The organism is Actinomadura sp. KC216 (assembly GCF_004348535.1).
Classification (GTDB): Bacteria; Actinomycetota; Actinomycetes; order Streptosporangiales; family Streptosporangiaceae; genus Spirillospora.
Genome location: NZ_SMJX01000180.1, coordinates 1 through 16,740, shown reverse-complemented (window position 1 = coordinate 16,740; position 16,740 = coordinate 1). Strand labels below are relative to the sequence as shown.

The 16,740-nt window shown below is 75.4% G+C and carries 15 protein-coding genes; 4 read left to right on the top strand and 11 right to left on the bottom strand.

Annotation, left to right across the window (positions count from 1 at the left end; translation table 11 throughout):
- The 6 genes from E1264_RS26925 to grpE all read right to left on the bottom strand — a co-directional run.
- Window positions 1-1,563 (bottom strand): hypothetical protein (locus E1264_RS26925; protein WP_132178233.1); only part of this gene is annotated, 1,563 nt, incomplete at its 3' end.
- A 5-nt stretch (window positions 1,564-1,568) separates the two neighbouring features.
- Window positions 1,569-3,809 carry a hypothetical protein gene (locus tag E1264_RS26920; protein ID WP_132178232.1) on the bottom strand — a complete coding sequence of 747 codons (2,241 nt, stop codon included), beginning with the start codon at window positions 3,807-3,809 and terminating at the stop codon, window positions 1,569-1,571.
- A 2-nt stretch (window positions 3,810-3,811) separates the two neighbouring features.
- Entirely contained in the window at window positions 3,812-5,074 is a 1,263-nt protein-coding gene (locus E1264_RS26915; protein ID WP_243711196.1) for a GTPase, read from the bottom strand.
- Window positions 5,071-7,695: a hypothetical protein gene (locus E1264_RS26910; RefSeq protein ID WP_132178231.1), complete on the bottom strand. Its 2,625-nt coding sequence runs from the start codon at window positions 7,693-7,695 to the stop codon at window positions 5,071-5,073. The genes E1264_RS26915 and E1264_RS26910 overlap by 4 nt, the downstream gene beginning before the upstream one ends.
- A gap of 14 nt (window positions 7,696-7,709) precedes the next feature.
- Window positions 7,710-9,308, bottom strand: a complete 1,599-nt coding sequence (locus E1264_RS26905; RefSeq protein WP_243711195.1) for an Hsp70 family protein — start codon at window positions 9,306-9,308, stop codon at window positions 7,710-7,712.
- On the bottom strand, window positions 9,301-10,107 hold the full coding sequence (gene grpE / locus E1264_RS26900; RefSeq protein ID WP_132178230.1) for a nucleotide exchange factor GrpE: 807 nt from the start codon (window positions 10,105-10,107) through the stop codon (window positions 9,301-9,303). Before grpE ends, E1264_RS26905 begins: the two co-directional genes overlap by 8 nt.
- Window positions 10,108-10,300: 193 nt before the next feature.
- On the opposite strand from grpE, the gene E1264_RS26895 reads away from it, so the two are divergent.
- Window positions 10,301-10,945, top strand: coding sequence for an ACT domain-containing protein (locus E1264_RS26895; protein ID WP_132178229.1), 645 nt, complete (start codon window positions 10,301-10,303; stop codon window positions 10,943-10,945).
- Window positions 10,946-10,955: 10 nt separating this feature from the next.
- Here E1264_RS26895 and E1264_RS26890 read toward each other — a convergent pair whose 3' ends face one another.
- Window positions 10,956-11,921, bottom strand: a complete 966-nt coding sequence (locus tag E1264_RS26890) for a carbohydrate kinase family protein (RefSeq protein ID WP_132178228.1) — start codon at window positions 11,919-11,921, stop codon at window positions 10,956-10,958.
- A 71-nt stretch (window positions 11,922-11,992) separates the two neighbouring features.
- On the opposite strand from E1264_RS26890, the gene E1264_RS26885 reads away from it, so the two are divergent.
- Entirely contained in the window at window positions 11,993-12,637 is a 645-nt protein-coding gene (locus tag E1264_RS26885) for a class II aldolase/adducin family protein (RefSeq protein WP_132178227.1), read from the top strand.
- A gap of 26 nt (window positions 12,638-12,663) precedes the next feature.
- Entirely contained in the window at window positions 12,664-13,089 is a 426-nt protein-coding gene (locus tag E1264_RS26880) for a TIGR03668 family PPOX class F420-dependent oxidoreductase (protein ID WP_165964397.1), read from the top strand.
- 13 nt (window positions 13,090-13,102) lie between these two features.
- On the opposite strand, the gene E1264_RS26875 is transcribed toward E1264_RS26880, so the two are convergent.
- From E1264_RS26875 to E1264_RS26865, 3 genes are all read right to left on the bottom strand, one after another.
- Window positions 13,103-13,912, bottom strand: a complete 810-nt coding sequence (locus E1264_RS26875) for an alpha/beta hydrolase (RefSeq protein WP_132178225.1) — start codon at window positions 13,910-13,912, stop codon at window positions 13,103-13,105.
- A gap of 72 nt (window positions 13,913-13,984) precedes the next feature.
- Window positions 13,985-14,983 carry an ADP-ribosylglycohydrolase family protein gene (locus E1264_RS26870; protein ID WP_243711194.1) on the bottom strand — a complete coding sequence of 333 codons (999 nt, stop codon included), beginning with the start codon at window positions 14,981-14,983 and terminating at the stop codon, window positions 13,985-13,987.
- A 15-nt stretch (window positions 14,984-14,998) separates the two neighbouring features.
- Window positions 14,999-15,805: an AraC family transcriptional regulator gene (locus E1264_RS26865; protein ID WP_243711193.1), complete on the bottom strand. Its 807-nt coding sequence runs from the start codon at window positions 15,803-15,805 to the stop codon at window positions 14,999-15,001.
- Between the two features lie 62 nt (window positions 15,806-15,867).
- Here E1264_RS26865 and E1264_RS26860 point away from each other — a divergent pair, with 62 nt between their 5' ends.
- A complete protein-coding gene (locus tag E1264_RS26860) occupies window positions 15,868-16,278 on the top strand; it encodes a DUF2000 domain-containing protein (RefSeq protein WP_132178224.1) in 411 nt (136 codons plus the stop codon).
- Here the strand turns inward: E1264_RS26860 and E1264_RS26855 are convergent.
- Window positions 16,253-16,740, bottom strand: a 488-nt coding sequence (locus E1264_RS26855; protein WP_279491476.1) for an acyl-CoA dehydrogenase family protein, incomplete at its 5' end; no start/stop codon positions are given. The genes E1264_RS26860 and E1264_RS26855 overlap by 26 nt on opposite strands.

Below are 16,740 nucleotides of genomic sequence, written 5' to 3'. Positions count from 1 at the left end.
GAGCGGGGCCGTCCCGGGGAGCTCGGGGGAGGTCTCGGCGGGCGGGTGGTCGCCGTTGGACGAGGCGGCCAGGCCCGTCACCCAGCCGAGCAGGTCCGCGACGTCGGCGGGGTCGGACGCGAGGCCGGACGCGAAGTAGCGCACTTGGCCCGCGACCTGGTCGAGCGTCCGGACGGTGTTGCCGAGCCCGACGCGGCCGAGCCAGGCGCGCAGGTCGCCGTCCTCGGCGAGGCAGCGGCCGATCTCCGTGCGGGCCAGCAGGTCGGTCTTGGTGACGACGACGGCGACCCGCTTCTGGTGCCCCTGGTCGGGACGGGAGCGCAGCTCGTTCAGCACCCGCTGCAGGGTGTCGGCCGGATCCTCCTCCGACGACACGGCCGCCGTGTCGACGTACTCCCGCTCGTCGGCGGTCAGGGCCCTGCGCAGCTGGGGGAGGGCGAACGGGTCGACCACGAACAGCAGCGCCTCGCTGTGGTCGAGGTAGCGCAGCGACTCGACCTCGGTCGCGCCCGTGTAGTGCTCTCCGGCCGGGTCGAACAGGTAGAGGATGCGGCGGGCGCGTCCGGGCAGCTCGATGTCCACCATGGTGGCGAGCGGCAGCTCCGGGCCGGTCTTGGCGAGGCGCCCGCCGCGCTGGAACTCGTGGATCGCGCCCGCGTACGCCTGCGCGTGCCGCTGCTCCACGAACGCGAGCCGCCCGTGGACGGCGCGCACCCGCGAGTGCAGCGCCCGGATGCCGAGGACCATGAACGTCGTCTTCCCGGCGGCCGGGCCGCCGACGAACGGGAGCGGTTCGACGCGGACGCGCCCGATCCGTTCTGGTAGCCGTCCGCCGCAGTGGGGGCAGTAGGCGGCCAGGCGGAACCGTCCGAGCGGGACGGTCGTCGGCAGCCGCGCCCCGCACCGGCAGACGTGCCGGAACGCGCCGCCCGAGCCGGGCGTGAGATGCCGGTGCCGCGCGCCACATCCCGGGCACTCGTACTCCGGCAGCGCGATCCGCTCGTAGCAGAACGGGTGCGGGCAGGTCTGCAGGATCCGCCCGTATGCCATGAACACCCGCTCCACCGCCGCGAGGACGAGCACGCACACCAGCCAGACCGCGAGCCCGGCCGCGGCGACGACCCCGTACAGGACGGTCAGCGCGAGCACGAACCCGCACGCCGGGACGGCCGCCGCGACGATCCCCGCGCAGAGCGCCAGCCAGATCGGGAAGACGAAGAACCCCCAGAGCCCGCCGAGCAGGACCCGGGTCAGCCTGACGATGATGCCCCTGGCCGTCCGGTACACCTGCGGGACGACCGTGCGGCTGATCGTCCACCAGTCGCGCCACACCTGGCCGAGCAGGTAGTGGCGGTAGGAGACCTTCGGCTCGGCGACCGGCGAGGGCCCTTCGAGGGTGGACGGCGCGAGCGTCCGGCACGCGTGCAGGTAGTACAGGCCGAGCGCGGCGACCCCGGCGACGACCAGCGTCCCGGCGAACAGCACCGGGAACACGTACATGAACCCGAGCCACATCGCGGCGCCCCACACGACGATCAGCAGCAGCACGATGATGGGATGCACGGGGCTCACCTCCCCCCGCGGGCGGGGTCGTCCTCGGCGAGGAGGTCCCGCAGCGCGGCCCGGAGCCGGGGGCTGCGCGCCAGGCGGGATTCGAGCTGCTTCGCCGCGAGCCACCGCCCGGCGGCGGCCCGCGCCCACGCCTCCAGCGCCGGTTCGGCGCGGCCGCCCGCCTTCAGCCGCAGGACGACCTCGACCAGCTCGTTGCGCTGCTCGATCTCGGCGCCGCGCAGCGGGGCGCGCCCGGCGCGGGCGCGCGCGGGCAGCTCGGCGGTCCACTGCGCGCCGAGCCGGGCGCGGGCGCTCTCGGACAGCTCCGCCAGCAGCTCCGCGCGGAACGCGGGCGCGCGCCGCGCCAGCCGCCGCGCGGCCCCGACGAACGCCTCCCCGGCGAGCTGCGAGGTCGCGCCGTCCGCGGCCGCGATGTCCTCCAGCGCCCGCGCGGCGCGCGCCGGGCCCGCGGTGATCGCCTTCCCGTACGCCTCGACGAGCGCCGCGTCGCGCACGGACCGCCCGTCCGGCATCAGCTCCCGGACCCGTTCCGCGAGCCGCAGCGCCGCCGGTTCGGCGAGGCGCTCGCCGCCGGGGAACGCGAGCCTGGTGAACGTCCGGGACGGCAGCCCGGCCAGCGCGGGACGCTCCGCCACCGCCTTCCCGTGCGCGTCGAGCAGATCGGCGCATTCGCCGGCGGACGGGGGCGTCTCCCAGACCTCGCGCAGCGCCGCGTCGACGCCGGGGCCGTCCAGCCGGAGCAGCTCGCCGGTGATCGTGACCCTGCGTTCGGGGGCCCGCCGCCCGATGGACGCCAGCACGGCGCACGCGACGGCGGGCGCGGCGCGCAGCCGCTCGGCGTGCTCGGAGAGGAGGTCGCAGTTCCCGGGTGTGAGGGCCGCGGCCCGTTCCCGCTCGCCGAGGTCGGACAGGCCGGAGATCACGCCGTCCAGGAGGGCGTCGCGGAGTGCGGTGGGGCAGCCGGTGAGCGCCTTGCCCAGGTCGGCGGCCCCGGCCTGCGTACAGCGCGCGGCGGACGCCGTGACCTCGGCGGGATCCAGCGGCACTCCGGCGCGTTCCGCCACCCGGGCCGCCGCGACCACGGCGGCCAGGGACGGCGCCTTCGCCAGCGCGTCCAGGGCCCGGTCGGTGACGCGGAGCGAACACTGCCGCGCGACCTCGGACGCGCCCGCCGCCCGCGCCCGCTCGTGGACGGCGAGCGCCAGGTCCAGCCCCATGGACGGCACGCCGGGCACCAGGTCGCGCCACACCCACTCGGGGATCGCGGAGCCGTGCCGCGACATCAGCTCCGCCGCCGCGGCCTCCTCGGCCGGCGTGACGGTCGCGTCCCCGCGGCATAGGGCCAGCAGCGCGGCGGCGCCCTCCTGCGCGGGGTCGTTCAGCGGCGCCAGCTCGCCGAGCGCGTCCAGGCCGCCGAAGTCGGAGTCGCGCCAGCAGCCCGCGACCGTCCGGGCGAACCGGCTCGCCGTCCCGGCCGGGGCGCCGTCGCGGAGGTCGAACGCGGACGCGTGCGACGCGTGGTGCTGCGCCGCCGCCCAGATCGCCGGAGTCGTCCCGACGAGGCGCTGGGCCGCGCCATCAGGGTCGGCGGTGTAGGTGACGAAGGAGAGCCGCGCCGCCGCCGCGACCGGCAGCGAGTACGACACGACCGCGATCCAGCGCGCGATCAGCTCGACGTCGTCGGAGACCAGCACGACGCGTCCGTGGCCCCGGCCGAGGACGTCCGCGACGGCGTCGACCAGGTGGCCGAGCAGCGCGTACGGGTCGCCGGGGCCGGACGCCGCCGCGAGCCACGCGGCGAGCGCCTCGGGGTCGAGCGCCGAGCCCGGAGTCAGGTCGTCCAGCCGGTCGAGGACGCTCTCCGGCGCGGGATCGTGCGTCCAGTGCGGGGCGTGCCAGAGCTCGGCGGGGCGCAGGCCCTCCAGCTCGTCCGGCTCGGCGACGACGGCGTGCGCGAAGAAGTTGCCGTAGCGGCCCGAGTAGTCGCGGCCGAGGTAGCGGCAGCGCAGCAGCAGCGGGCGCCCGTCCACCCGGTCGTACAGCAGCGACACGGGGAACCCGCCCAGCTCGGACTCGTCGGGCGACAGCGGCGCGTCCGGCGGCGGCCGGTACGACAGGTACGGCGTCACGCCCGCCCGCACCCCGTCCGGCAGGCCGGGCGTCTCCGCGACGAACTGGAACCCGGCCCGGCCGGTGGGCCCGCGCCGCGCGGAGGTGTAGTGCAGCTGCCAGGCCACGCCTAACCACCTCCGGGGCGGACGCCCTCGAGCATCCCGAACCGGTACAGCAGCCACAGCAGCGGATCCTCGGCCCGGTACGGCCGGACGCCGCCCGCCCCGACCCGGTCCGCGTCGGGGACGCCGCCGAGCGCCGACAGCCCGAACAGCGCATGGTCGGCGTACTGCTGCCCGAGGTAGGTGTCGAGCTGCCCGGCCTGCCAGTCGTGCAGCAGCGCCCTGACCTGCTCGTTCACCGCGTCCCTGTCGTCCAGGTCGAGGACGCCCGACCCCGACCTGGAGCGGTGCAGCGCCGACTGCTTCAGCAACCCGGGCCGCAGCACGTCGATCTTGGTGAGCGCGACCGCGACCGGGACGGGCAGCGGCTCGCCCGGACGCGTCCCGTGCCGCTGCCGCAGGGTCTCGGTGACGCGGGCGATGATGTTCAGCGGCTCGCTGTCGGGATCGTCCCCGGCGCCGCGCGGCGCGGCCACGGCGTCGCGCACGCCCGTCCGCGCGCCGGGCAGCTCCAGCGGGTCGACCAGGAACACGATCGCGTCCGCCGCCTCCAGGTACCGCAGGTGCAGGTCGGTGACCTCGCGGCTGCGGAGGTCCTCGCCCGCGGTGTCGAACAGCACGAGCGCCAGCGAGTCGTTGCGCGGGCGCGCGAACCGTCCCCGCCGCCCCCGCCGCGTCCGGGTGAGCAGGTACACCAGCGGCTCGCGCGGGCCGGTCGCCGCGCTGGCCGTCGTCGGCAGGAGCCGCCGCTCCTCCAGCAGCGGGCGCGCGAAGTCGCGCTTGTACCGCTCGATCGTGCGGTCGTCGCAGGCGACGAGCGACGCGTCCAGCTCCGTCCCGACGCGGTTCATCAGCTCGTGCAGCAGGACGGCGATGTAGGTGCTCTTGCCCGCGTTCTTCGCGCCGACCAGCGCCACGATCCGGCCGGGGGAGTCGCAGTACGCGGACGGCAGCGGGTTGTGGCACTCCGGGCAGGCCCGGTTGCCGGTCGCTAGGCCGCACTCGGGGCATTCGGCGCGCCCCTTGCGCCCGGACGCGGCGAACACCGGCGGCAGCGACGCGCCCGCCGTCGAGCCCGTGTACGCGGCGAGCGCCTCGTCCAGGACGGGCGCGCAGCCCTGCCGCCGCCCCGCCTGCCCGCGGCACCGGAACAGGATCCGCTGCGGCGCGACCGACTCGAAGCAGTAAGGGCACGTGACGCCGTTCTTGGGGGCGCGCGGCCTGGACGGCACCCCGGGGAGGCCCACGCGGGCGAGCGGCCTGGTCATCGGGTGACCTGGAGCCGGCGGACGGGGGGATCGGTCAGCTCGACCACGTCGTCGTCGGCGAAGCAGCGCAGCCAGTACGGCCCGGACGCGTCCGGCACGGCCAGCGACAGCTCCCCGGGGACCGGCACCTGCTCCCACGCGCCGAGCGTCTCGCCGTCCGCGGCGCGGTGCGGCATGACCCGGCCGGTGCGCAGCACCAGCGACAGCCGCGCCACCCGCAGCGGGCGCGACGACGTCAGCCGGATCGTCAGGTACCGCCGCCACGGCGGGCCCGACCGCTCCACGTCGTAGCGGACGATCGCGCGGGCCGCGACGGTGGCGGTCACCGGCGGGCCCGTCACCCGCGCGCCGCCGACCGTCCCGGCCGCCGCGACCGACAGCTCGACGGGCTCGTCCTCCGGGACGGGCAGCCGGATCCCGCCCTGCGTGTCGTAGGCGGCGCGGGTCACGGTCTCCGACGGCGGCGGGTCGGCGATGTGCAGGGCGTCCCGGCCGATCCGGTAGGCGAGGTCGACCTCGGCGACGTCCGGCGGCCAGTCGAACCCGACGTGCACGTGGTCGCCGCGCCGCTCGGCGATCAGGCGGCGCGGCGGCGGCAGGTTCACGTGCCGGTGGTACGCGCCGATCGCGGCGGCGCCCTCCGCCACCGACACCGCGAGCAGCCACCCGCTCGCGCCCGGCCGCACCGCGAGCCCGCCCGGCACCGGCGTGCACGCCAGCCGCCGCGTCTCCCGCCGGACCTCCTCCAGCGGGACGAGCGCGCTGCGCGGCCACGGCGGCGGCCCCTCCGACAGCACCAGCTCGACCGTCCCGGTCCCCGGCGGGTCGAACCGGACCGTGACCAGCCCCGGATCGGACGGATCGGTCTCGGCGGCCAGCTCGAACACCGGCTCGGGCGCCGCGCTCGGCGTGACCGAGGCGCGCACCCCGTCCGTCACGACCTCCCGCCCGGACGGGTCGAGGTAGACGGCGGCGATCCGGTAGTGGTGCGTCCGGCCGTTGGGCACGCGCTCGCGGAACCCGTCGCGCCCCGCCGGGACGGCCCGCCCGTCCCGGACGACGACGACCCGCGCCGCCTCGGCCGGGCACCGCCACCGCCCGGTGACCTGGCCGTCCCCGGCGAGCAGCGCGACCTCGGCGGGCTCGGGCCGCACGAGCACCGGGCCCGCGACGGCGGGCGCGGCGACGGCGTCCCCGCGCACCGCGAACACCGCGTAGAACACCTGCTCGTTGACCGGCGGCCGCTCGTCCAGCGCCCCCTCCAGGGCGTGCCCGTCCCGCACGTCCCGGGGCGGCCGCCCCGCCCGCCGCACGACCCGGTAGGCCACCTCGCCCGCGGTGGAGGCGGACGGTTCCCACGAGAGCCGGACCACGGCACCGCCTGCGTCCACGTCGGCGCGGACGGCGGGCACCGGGCGCGGCGGCAGGCGCCGCAGCTGGGCCTGCGCGCCGGGGAGGTCGCGGACGAGGCGGAGCGCGTCGTCGAGGAGGCGGTGCGCGCGGTCGGGGTCGGGCTCGGCGGCGGCGGTCTCGCGGAGGCGCAGCGCCGTGTCGAGCCGGTGCCGGGCCTCGGCGGCGAGGACCTCCTCCTCCGAAGGGTCGGTCCCGGCGGCCGGGGGCACGTTCGCGGCGTCCGCCAGCTCCGCCGCCGCGAACACCTCCCCGGCGTCGAGCAGCGCGCGCAGGCGTCCCGCGAGGCCGCCGCCGGGGCCCGTCTCGCGGACGACGGCGAACACCATGCGGCGGGCGTCGCGCCGGTCGATGCCGAGATCGTCGGTCGCGTACCGCAGGAGGGCCTGCTCGGACGCCCGCTGCCGCAGCCGCTCGCGGAGCCGGTCGACGACGTCGAACAGCACCAGTTCGGGAAGCGGCGCGTCCGAGCGGAGCGCGGCGAGGATCGTGTCGGCGTGCGTGGTGCTCGTGTCGCGGCTGCGGCGGGCCCACTCCGCGGCGACGGCCGCGACCGCGTCGCCGTCGAGGCGGAAGGCCCCGCCGGGCGCGGCGAACCCGTCCAGCAGCCGGATCGCGCCGGTGAGCCGCCCGCCGAACACGAAGTCGGCGAGGTGCCGGGAGCCGAGGACGTCCAGCGACTCCTGGACCTTCCGGTACGCCGGGTAGGGCGCGGCCGCCGGCAGCGCGTCGGGCTCGCGGATCTCGATCCCGTCGGCGGCGGCGACCCGCTCCAGCTCGGCGCGGGTCACGCCGCCGGTGCGGGCGATGCCCTCGACCTCGGCGGGCGTCGCCATCTTCAGCGCCCCGGCCGCGTCGGCGAGCCGCGCGCGGGCCTCGCCGCGGCGCCGCTCGGTGCGCTCCCGCCCGCCGCGCAGCCGCGCCTCCAGGGGGCGCAGGTCGCCGCGCTCGGCGGCGGCGAACAGCGGCGCCAGCTCGCGGTGCTCGGCCTCCAGCCGGTCGATCAGCTTGCGGTACTTCAGCTGCCCGCGCGCCCGCCGCCAGCACTGCCGGACCTCCTTGACCCGCGCCGCGACCACCGGCCCTGTGAGGGGGCTGGAGGACGGTGGGTCGGGCAGGGCGTACCGGACGCGCAGGTCCTCGGGAGGCTGGTCGCCCGCCGCCCGGGCGGGCTCCAGGACCACCCGCCGGTAGTCGTCGTCGAACGCCACGGGCGCCTCCCGGCTCAGCTCACCTGGACCCGGGAGAGGGCCTTCCGGGAGCGCTCGACCTCCTCCTCGGACATGCCGCCGACGTCCACCTTCAGCTCCAGCCGCTCCCCGGTCTCCTTCTCCACGGCCGTGACGTTCAGCAGCCCGGACGCGTCGAGCGCGAACGTCACGCCGATCGGCCAGCCCGCCTTCTTGCCCGGCGGGACGCGGATCTCCCCGGTCGCGATCTCGGTGTTGTCGATCAGGTCGCCGGACTCGACCACGCCCGCCTGCTCCATCACCCGGATGTCGGCGGACGCCTGGTCGTCGTACACGGTGAAGAAGTCCTCGGTCTTCGCGGCGGGCAGCTCGTCGTTGGCGTGCACGAGGTGCGCGACGCTCTCCGCGCCGGTCTCCCGGTCGACCACGACGATCCCGAACGCGTGCGACGCGACCGTCTTGATCTGCCGCCCGGCGATCTGCTTCTGCTGCTCGGCGGACAGGCCCGCGCGGCTCGCCATCTCCTCCGCCCGCTCGGCGGCGCCCTCCCGGACGAACCGCCGGTAGGTCTCCTCGAACGCGTACAGCGCGGCGCCCTTGGCGACGGCGAGGTCGGGGTCCTGGAGGCGGGGCGGCAGGCCCAGCTCGGTCTCCAGCCGCGCCGCGACGACCGGCATCTTCGTGGACCCGCCGACGAGGACGAGGTCGTCGTAGTCGTCCACGCCCTTCTCGGCGGCGGTGGACAGCGTCCGGCCGGTGATCTCGACCGTGCGGTCGAGGAGGTCCTTGGTCAGCTCCTCCAGCTTCTCCCGCGTCACCTCGACCGACGCGACCCGCCCGCCGTGCATCACGCGGACCGTGTGCGCGGTGCGGGTGGTGAGCGACTTCTTGGCGTCCTCGGCATCGCGGCGGAGCTGCTGCTCGGTCTGCTTGTCGTCGAGCGGGTCCCCGGCGTCGGGGTGCTCGGCGCGGAACCGCTCGGCGAGGTGCTCGACCAGCCGCGCGTCCCAGTCGGCGCCGCCGAGCTCGTGGTCGCCGTCGGTGCACACCACCTCGATGTGCCCGCCGCGCAGCGCGATGACGGTGGTGTCGAACGTCCCGCCGCCGAGGTCGTACACCAGGATCGTGCGGTCCTGCTCGGGGTTGAGGACGCCGTAGGTGATCGCGGCGGCGATCGGCTCGGACACGACGTCGATGACGTTCAGCCCGGCGATCCGGCCCGCCTTGCGGGTCGCGTCGCGCTCGGCGACGCCGAAGTACGCCGGGACGGTGATGACGACGTCGCGGGTCTCCTCGCCGGTCGTGGTGCGCGCGTCCGTCGCCAGCTTCAGCAGGATGAACGCCGACAGCTCCTCGGGCGTGAAGTCGATCCCGTGGATGGGGCGGGTCACGTCGCGGCCCATGTCCCGCTTGATGAGGCTGACGACGTTGTCGGGCTCCAGGACGGCGGTGTCCTTCGCGGTGGCGCCGACGACGACGTTCTCGCCGCTCTCGAAGTACACGACGGACGGGGTGGTGTCGGTGCCCTCCAGGTTCCGCAGGACCGCCGGCCGCCCCACGTCGTCGATGGAGGCTATGCAGGAGTACGTGGTTCCCAGGTCGATCCCGTAGACGGCCATGTCCCTCTCACCCATCGGTCTTCTGCGTGTCGGCTCTCATCGTCTCGCCGTTCCCGGAGTTCCCGGCGTTCCCGGCGCCGTTGCGGCGATTCGAGCCGGCCTTGACGGCGCGTTCGGTCCCGTTCGACCCGGCCTCCGCCTTCGTCTCCGGCTTGTCGTGTGATTCGGGCTTTTCGTGCTTGGTGTCGAGTTTGCCGACGCGCACCGCCGCCTTGCGCAGCACCTTCCCGCTCTGCTCGAACCCGTCGGACTCGACGCCGGTCACGGTGCCGTCCCGGATCGGGTCGTCGACGGGCGTGACCGCGACCGGACGGTGCCGCGACGCGTCGTAGGGCGCGCCCGGCTCGACCGTGAACCGCTCCACGCCGAGCCGCGCCAGCGCGTCGGCGACGTCGTCGGCGACGGCCTCCAGCAGCAGCGCCGTGCCGCGCGGGTCGGGCGGCTCGGCCAGGTCGGCCGCGGCGAGCCGGCCGGACTCGCGGCGGGCCTGGTCGTGCAGCCGGTACAGCGCGGCGCGGACCGGCTCCAGCATCGCCTGCAGCTCGCCGCGCCGGAGCCGCTGGTTCTCCTCGTGCAGCCGGTCGATGACGGCCTCGCGGTGCGCGGCGCGCTCGTGCTCGCGGTCGAGGCGGGCGGCGAGCCCGGTGAGCGCGTCCCTGATGTCGGCGCGGAGCGCGTCGCCGTCCGCGCCGCCGGCCGCCTTACCGGCCGCCCCGCCGTTCGCCCTGCCCGGCGCGCCCGGCGGCGGGCCCGGCTCCGCTTCCGGCCCGGTTCCGGATTCCGCGCTGACTGGGGGTTCCCCGTCCCTCGACACGTGCAGTTACCTTAATGGTGGGCGACATGAGGCGATAGGCCCGCTGGTGACCTTCACTGGACTCTAGTTTGACCCGTGCCCGCCATTCCAGCACCGCCCGCGGCGCCGTTTTCCCGCGTCGTCACCCCTGGGTAACACGAACGAAACGGGTTCAGCGGAGGATGGGGGTCGCGGAGGGGGAACTGGAGGTGTGATGTTGCTGCGGATACGCGTTCGCCTGCCGGACCGTCCCGGATCGCTGGGGCAGGTCGCGCGCACTCTCGGAGCGGCGGGCGCGGACGTCGTGCAGATGGCCGTTCTGGAGAGGGACAACGGCCGGGCGATGGACGACTTCACGGTCGCGTGGCCCGCGGGCGTGGACACCGGGCGGCTGAGCGACGGGCTCGGCGCGGTGCCGGGGGTGGAGGTCGTCGGGGTCTGGCCGACGGCGGAGCCGCAGGGCGCGTTCCCGGACGCCGCCGTGATCGGGCAGGTCGCGGCCGTCCCGGAGCGCGGCGCGGAGATCCTCGCGGACGCCGTCCCGGCCATCCTGAGCGCCGACTGGGCGGGCCTCGCGGAACTGACCGCCGAGGGCGGCGCGGTGCTGACCCATGCCAGCGCGGGCGGCCGCTCTGACGCCGATCTGCCGGAGCTGCTGCCGCTGCGCCCGCGCGCCTTCACGGCGCCGGACGGCACGCGGTTCGCCGTGTGCCCGCTCGCCAAGGGCACCCTCGCGCTCGTCGTCGCCCGGACGGGCGCGCCGCCGTTCCACCGGACGGAGGTCTTCCGCCTGGAGCAGCTGGCGGGCGCGGCGGACGCGGTGCTGACCGGCGACCGCTCCGGACGCGCTGCCGTCTGACCGGCCGGGCTCACGCCAGCAGGCGGAGGACGTCGTCCAGGCCGGTGAGGCAGGCGCCGGAGCCGAGGCCCTGCGCGACGGTCGCGGCGGCGGCCGTGCCCCAGCGCGCCGCTTCCAGGACGTCCCGGCCGTGCGCGAGACCGGTGATGAACCCGGCGCAGTAGGCGTCGCCGCAGCCGGTCGTGTCGGCGACCTTGACGGGCAGCGCGGGCAGCCGGTGCACGGCGGGGGCGTCGGCGGGCCCGGTCGCGACGAGGCTGCCGTCGCCGCCGAGCGTGACGATCACCGTCCCCGGGCCCTGGGCGAGGAGCGTCCTCGCGGCCTTCTCGGGGTCGTCCTCGCCGGTCATCGCGGCGGCCTGCGCCTCGTTGGGCAGGAAATGGTCGACGTGGGGGAGGAACGCGGCGGCCCCGGCGAGGAGGTCGGGCATGGCCGACAGCATGCTCATGGTGACGACGGTGCCGCTCTCGCGGGCGGTGTCGAGCATCGCGAAGAACGCGGGGTCGTTGAGCCCGGCGGTGACGTCCGGGCCGCCGAGGTGCACCAGGCTCGCCGCGCCGAGCAGGCCGGGCCCGACCGCGCCGGTGGTGAGGGTCAGGTTGGCGCCCGGGGCGTGCAGGACCGGACGGCCGCCGCCGCTCCGCCCTTCAGGCGAGACCCGCCGCCCTCTGGACGGGATCGAGAGGATCGAGGCGGCGGTCTGCGCGGCCGTCCGCCGGACGAGCCCGCGCACGTCCACCCCGTTGCGGGACATGATCGTGACCAGCAGGTCGCCGAGGTCGTCGTCGCCGATCGCGCCGACGGAGACGACGTCGTTGCCGAGCCTGGCGAGGGCCACCGCGGTGCCCGCCGCGGCCCCGGCGGCGGTCACCCTGATCTCGTCGACCACGGCGACGGCCTCCGGCCCGCGGGGACCGTCGGGCACGGGACTGGCGAGCACGTCCAGGATGTGCGCGCCGACTGTCACAACCGCCATGACCGGACCCCTTAAAGATCGTCAGGGCCGTAGCGTAGCCGGGCAAGATCGGGAACGTGAAAGGTGTTCGTATGTTGTTGTCGGACGAAAGGGACGAACTAGGTGCGATCGGTCGGCGGCTGGCCGATACCGGTCTGGTCGTCGGCTCGTCCGGCAACATCAGCGTCCGGTCGGGCGACCTCGTCGCGGTCACGCCGGGCGGGATGAGGCTCGACCGGATGGAGCCCGCCGACTGCCCGGTCGTCACCCTGGCGGGCCGGGTGGTCGAGGGGGAGCGGGCGCCATCGTCGGAGACCCCGATGCACCTCGCGCTCTACGAGGCCACCCAGGCGGTGGCGATCGTGCACACCCACTCCACCTACGGCGTCGTCGTCGCGACGACCATGTCCGAGCTGCCGCCGGTCCACTACGGCACCCTGCTGCTCGGCGGCGTGGTGAAGGTCGCCGAGTACGCCACCTACGGGACGCCGGAATTGGCGGCCAACGTTCGCGTCGCCATGGCCGGAGGCATGCGCGCCGCGCTCCTGGCGAACCACGGCGGCGTCGCGATCGGCCGCGACCTGGACGAGGCGTTCGAGAACGCCCGGCTCCTCGAATGGCTCTGCGGCGTGTACGTCCGGGCCAGGGCGATCGGCGAACCGCGCGTCCTGACGGAGGAGGAGCTGGCGAAGGTGGCCGAGCGCGGCCTGGCGCCGCCCGGGTTCCCGGCGCCGTAGGTGGCGGGCCGTGGCAGGCTGAGGGGGTGCCGAAGCTTTCGCCGGACGAGGCGCGCCGGCTGCTGGCGACGGTCCCGGTCGTGCGGCTGGCGACCGTCGGGGAGGACGCGCGGCCCCATCTCGTCCCGGTGACGTTCGCCGTCCACCGCGGCGCGGTCTACACGGCCGTCGACCACAAGCCGAAGAGCACCAGGGACCTGCGGCGGCTCGCCAACATCCGCGCCAATCCGCGCGTCGCGCTCCTGGCCGACCACTACGAGGACGACTGGGACCGCCTGTGGTGGGTCCGCGTCGACGGCCACGCGTACATCGTCGAGGATCCCGCGCGCATGGCCGAGCCCGTCCGGCTGCTGGCCGAGCGCTACGCCCAGTACCGGGAGCGCCCGCCCGAGGGGCCGGTCATCGTCGTCACCATCCAGGCCTGGACGGGCTGGACGGCGACCGCGCCCTGACCGGCCGCCGCCCTCACGACTCCTTGAGCGAGCGGTCGAAGGCCAGGACGGCCTCGGCGACCTTCTCGGGGAAGTCCACGTGCGGCTGGTGACCGGCGCCGTCCACCAGGACGAGCTCGCCGTCCAGCCGGTCCCTGACCCACTCGGCCTCCGCGACCGGGTCGGGCCAGTCGATGTCGGCCGTCCCCATGACGACCAGCGCGGGCGCGGTGACCCGGCCGAGCCGCGCCTCGGACTCGGCGTGCGACATGTCCAGGTAGCGGGCGATGACCTTGGCACGGCCCGGACGCTTGAAGCTCGCCTTCAGCTTCGCCTTGTGCTCGGCGAAGTCCGCGGGCGGCGTCGGGACCCACTTCGGGTAGTACGACATGTAGAGCGGCACCGCCAGCCCCGGTACCCGCATCAGCGCGACGGTCAGCTTCTGCGAGAACCCGGCCTTGCCGTCCCGGACGAACGGTCCCGCCAGCACCAGGCCCCTGATCAGCTCGGGCGCCTCCGCGGCGACCCACACCCCGGCTGCGGCGCCGTTCGAGCAGCCGTAGACGAGGGCGGGCCCGGCGTCCAGGTGCCGCAGCAGCGCCAGCAGGTCGTGGGCGAGCGGCGTGCTCCCGTACTCGGGCCAGTCCGCGCTGGTGTCGCCCATCCCGCGCTGGTCGACGGTCACGACGCGGTACCCGGCGTCGAGCAGCGGCGGCTTGAGGAAGCGGAACTGCGACCGCAGGTCGAGCATGGACGGCAGGCACACGACGAGCGGCCCGTCGCCCTCGTCGTCGTAGGCGAGCCGCCCGCCGGGAAGGTCGAGGTACCGGGTCTGCTCGCTCATCGCGCACTCCTTGCCGTTTGTGTAGCTCTATAGCTAAGAACATTAGCTTCGATGCTACGCCAGGTCAAGCGGTCAGTCCCACGCGCCGCCGATCCCGGCCAGCCGACCGGCGTACTCGATGCGGGACGCCCACTCGCCCGGCCAGGCGTCCATCCCGAGGTGCGTGCCCGCGAACGCGCCCGCCAGGCACGCGATCGAGTCGGAGTCGCCGGAGCTGGCGGCGCCGCGCCAGATCGCCTTGACGGGCTCGTCCGGGAAGAGCAGGAAGCACAGCAGGCCGGTCGCCAGGGCCTCCTCGGCCGTCCAGCCCGCCCCGGTGGTCTCGCAGGGGTCGGACGCGCGGTCGCCGCGGGCGAGGGCCTCGTCCAGCGCGTCGAGGCGTTCGAGGCACTCGTCCCAGCCGCGGGCGATGAACGTCTCCGGGGCGTCGACGCCGGGCCGCTGCCACAGGGAGTCGAGCCACTGCTCGTGGTACACGGTGCGCTGGTCGTGGCACCGGTCGCGGAGCGCGGCGGGCAGGTCGGACGGGTCCATGCCGTCCGCCAGCCACCGGACGGCGAACGCGGTCAGCTCGCTCGCGGCCAGCCCCGTCGGATGGCCGTGCGTGAGGGCCGCCTGGAGCTGGGACGCGCCCGCGCGCGTATCGTCCGTCAGCCCGGGCGCCAGCCCGACCGGCGCCACCCGCATGTTCGCGCCGCAGCCCTTGGAACCCGCGACGGTCGCCTTCACCCACGGCTCCCCGGCGGCGAGGCCCCGGCACGCCCGAAGGCACGTGTTCCCCGGCGCGCGATTGTTGTCGGGGCTGTTGAGCCAGTCGACGAAACGCCGCCGCCACATCGGCGTTATCAGGTCCGGTGTGAATGGCGGGTTCTCCAGGGCGTCCAGCATGGCGACGCCGACCGCGATCGCCATCTGCGTGTCGTCGGTGACCAGCGCGGGATCGCCGTTGAGCTGCGTGGGCCCGTGGTCACCGAAACGCCGGCGTATCTCTTTCATGGTGAGGAATTCCGTCGGCGCGCCCAGTGAATCGCCGTACGCCAGCCCGGACATCGCCCCGCTCGCACGCTTCATGCGCGGCATTCTTCCTCAATTCGCGCGGGCCTCGCGGAAACCGCCGGGCGTCATCCCGTAGCAGCGGACGAACCAGCGCGTCAGATGGCTCTGGTCCGCGAACCCCGTCGCCGCCGCGACGTCCCCGATCGCGTCGCCCCTGGCCAGCAGGCGGCGCGCGGCGCGCAGACGGAGCTGCCGCTGGTAGTCGCTCGGCGCCATCCCGTACGCCCGCCGGAACCCCCGGTAGAGCGCGAACCTGCTGCACCCCGCCGCCGCGGCCAGCTCGTCGGCGCCGATGTCGTCCAGGTAGGCGTCCTCAAGCCGCCGCCGTGCCCGCTCCACGGTGCCCGGCACGGACACCGCGCGCACCCGCCGCGTGGCCGCCCGGTGGACCATCGCGCCGACCGCCGCGGTCAGCAGCTCGTCGCGCCGCAGGGCGGGCGCCCCGCCGAGCAGCGCCGCGTGCAGGCCCCGCAGGGTCCGCGCCAGGCCGGGGTCGGCCACGACGGGGGAGCCGAACAGCGGGAGCCCCACCGGGCGGTCCGCGATGTCGGCGAGCACGCCGGCCACCAGCTCCGGCCCGATGTGCACGATCCGGTAGGTGAAGCCCAGCTCGTCGGCCGGGTGGCCGTCGTGCGGATCGTCCGGGTTGAACGCGATGACCATCCCGGCCGCGCTCGTATGGGCGTCGCCCCGGCAGCGGAACGCCTGGTAGCCGTCCTCGGTCACGCCGAACGAGTACGACTCGTGGCTGTGCCGGTGGTAGACGTGCCGCTCGAAATGCGCGTGCATCGCCTCCAGCGGCCGGTCGGCCGACCGCCAGTACCTGCTCCAGTCCACATCCCCAGTCTGGCGCACGAGCGTTCAAGACGGCCCGCCCCAGGTCACCGAACCTGGACGGCATGCGTTTCGACACCAAGATCGGGATCGTGGTCCGCGACGACCTGGCCGCCTGGCAGCGGCTCAACGTGACCGCGTTCCTGGCCGGCGCCGTGGCCGGCGGCGTCCCCGGCGTCATCGGCGAGCCGTACGAGGACGCGTCCGGCAACGAGTACCTGGCGATGTTCCGGCAGCCCGTCCTCGTCTACGAGGCCGATGCCGCCGCGATCCTCACCGCCCACGGCCGCGCCCTGGCCCGCGGGATGCGGATCGCCGTCTACATCGAGGACATGTTCAAGACCGGCCACGACGAGGCCAACCGCGAGACCGTCCGCGCGGTCACCGCGGACGAGATGCCGCTCGTCGGGTTCGCCGTCCACGGGCCGAGGAACGGCGTCGACAAGGTCCTCAAGGGGCTGCGGCTGCACCCGTGAGCCCGGCCATCGCGGCGAGGCGCTTCCGGTGCAGGCCGGGGGCGCCGAACAGCTGCCGCGACCCCTGGGCCCGCTTGAAGTACAGGTGCGCGTCGTGCTCCCACGTGAACCCGATGCCGCCGTGCAGCTGGATCGCCTCGCCGGCCGTGTGGAAGAACGCGTCGGAGCAGTACGCCTTGGCGAGCGCGGCGGCGGCGGGCAGCCCGTCCGGGCGCTCGTCCGCGGCGGCCGCCGCGTTCAGCACCGCCGACCGCGCCGACTCCACCAGCACGAACATGTCCGCGCACCGGTGCTTCACCGCCTGGAACGACCCGATCGGACGCCCGAACTGGCGCCGCACCTTCGCGTACTCGACCGTCGTGTCCAGGGTCTTCTGCGCCCCGCCGAGCTGCTCCGCCGCCAGCGCCACGGCGGCCACGTCGAGCGCCCTTTCAAGGGCCTCCGCCCCGCCCACCCGCCGCG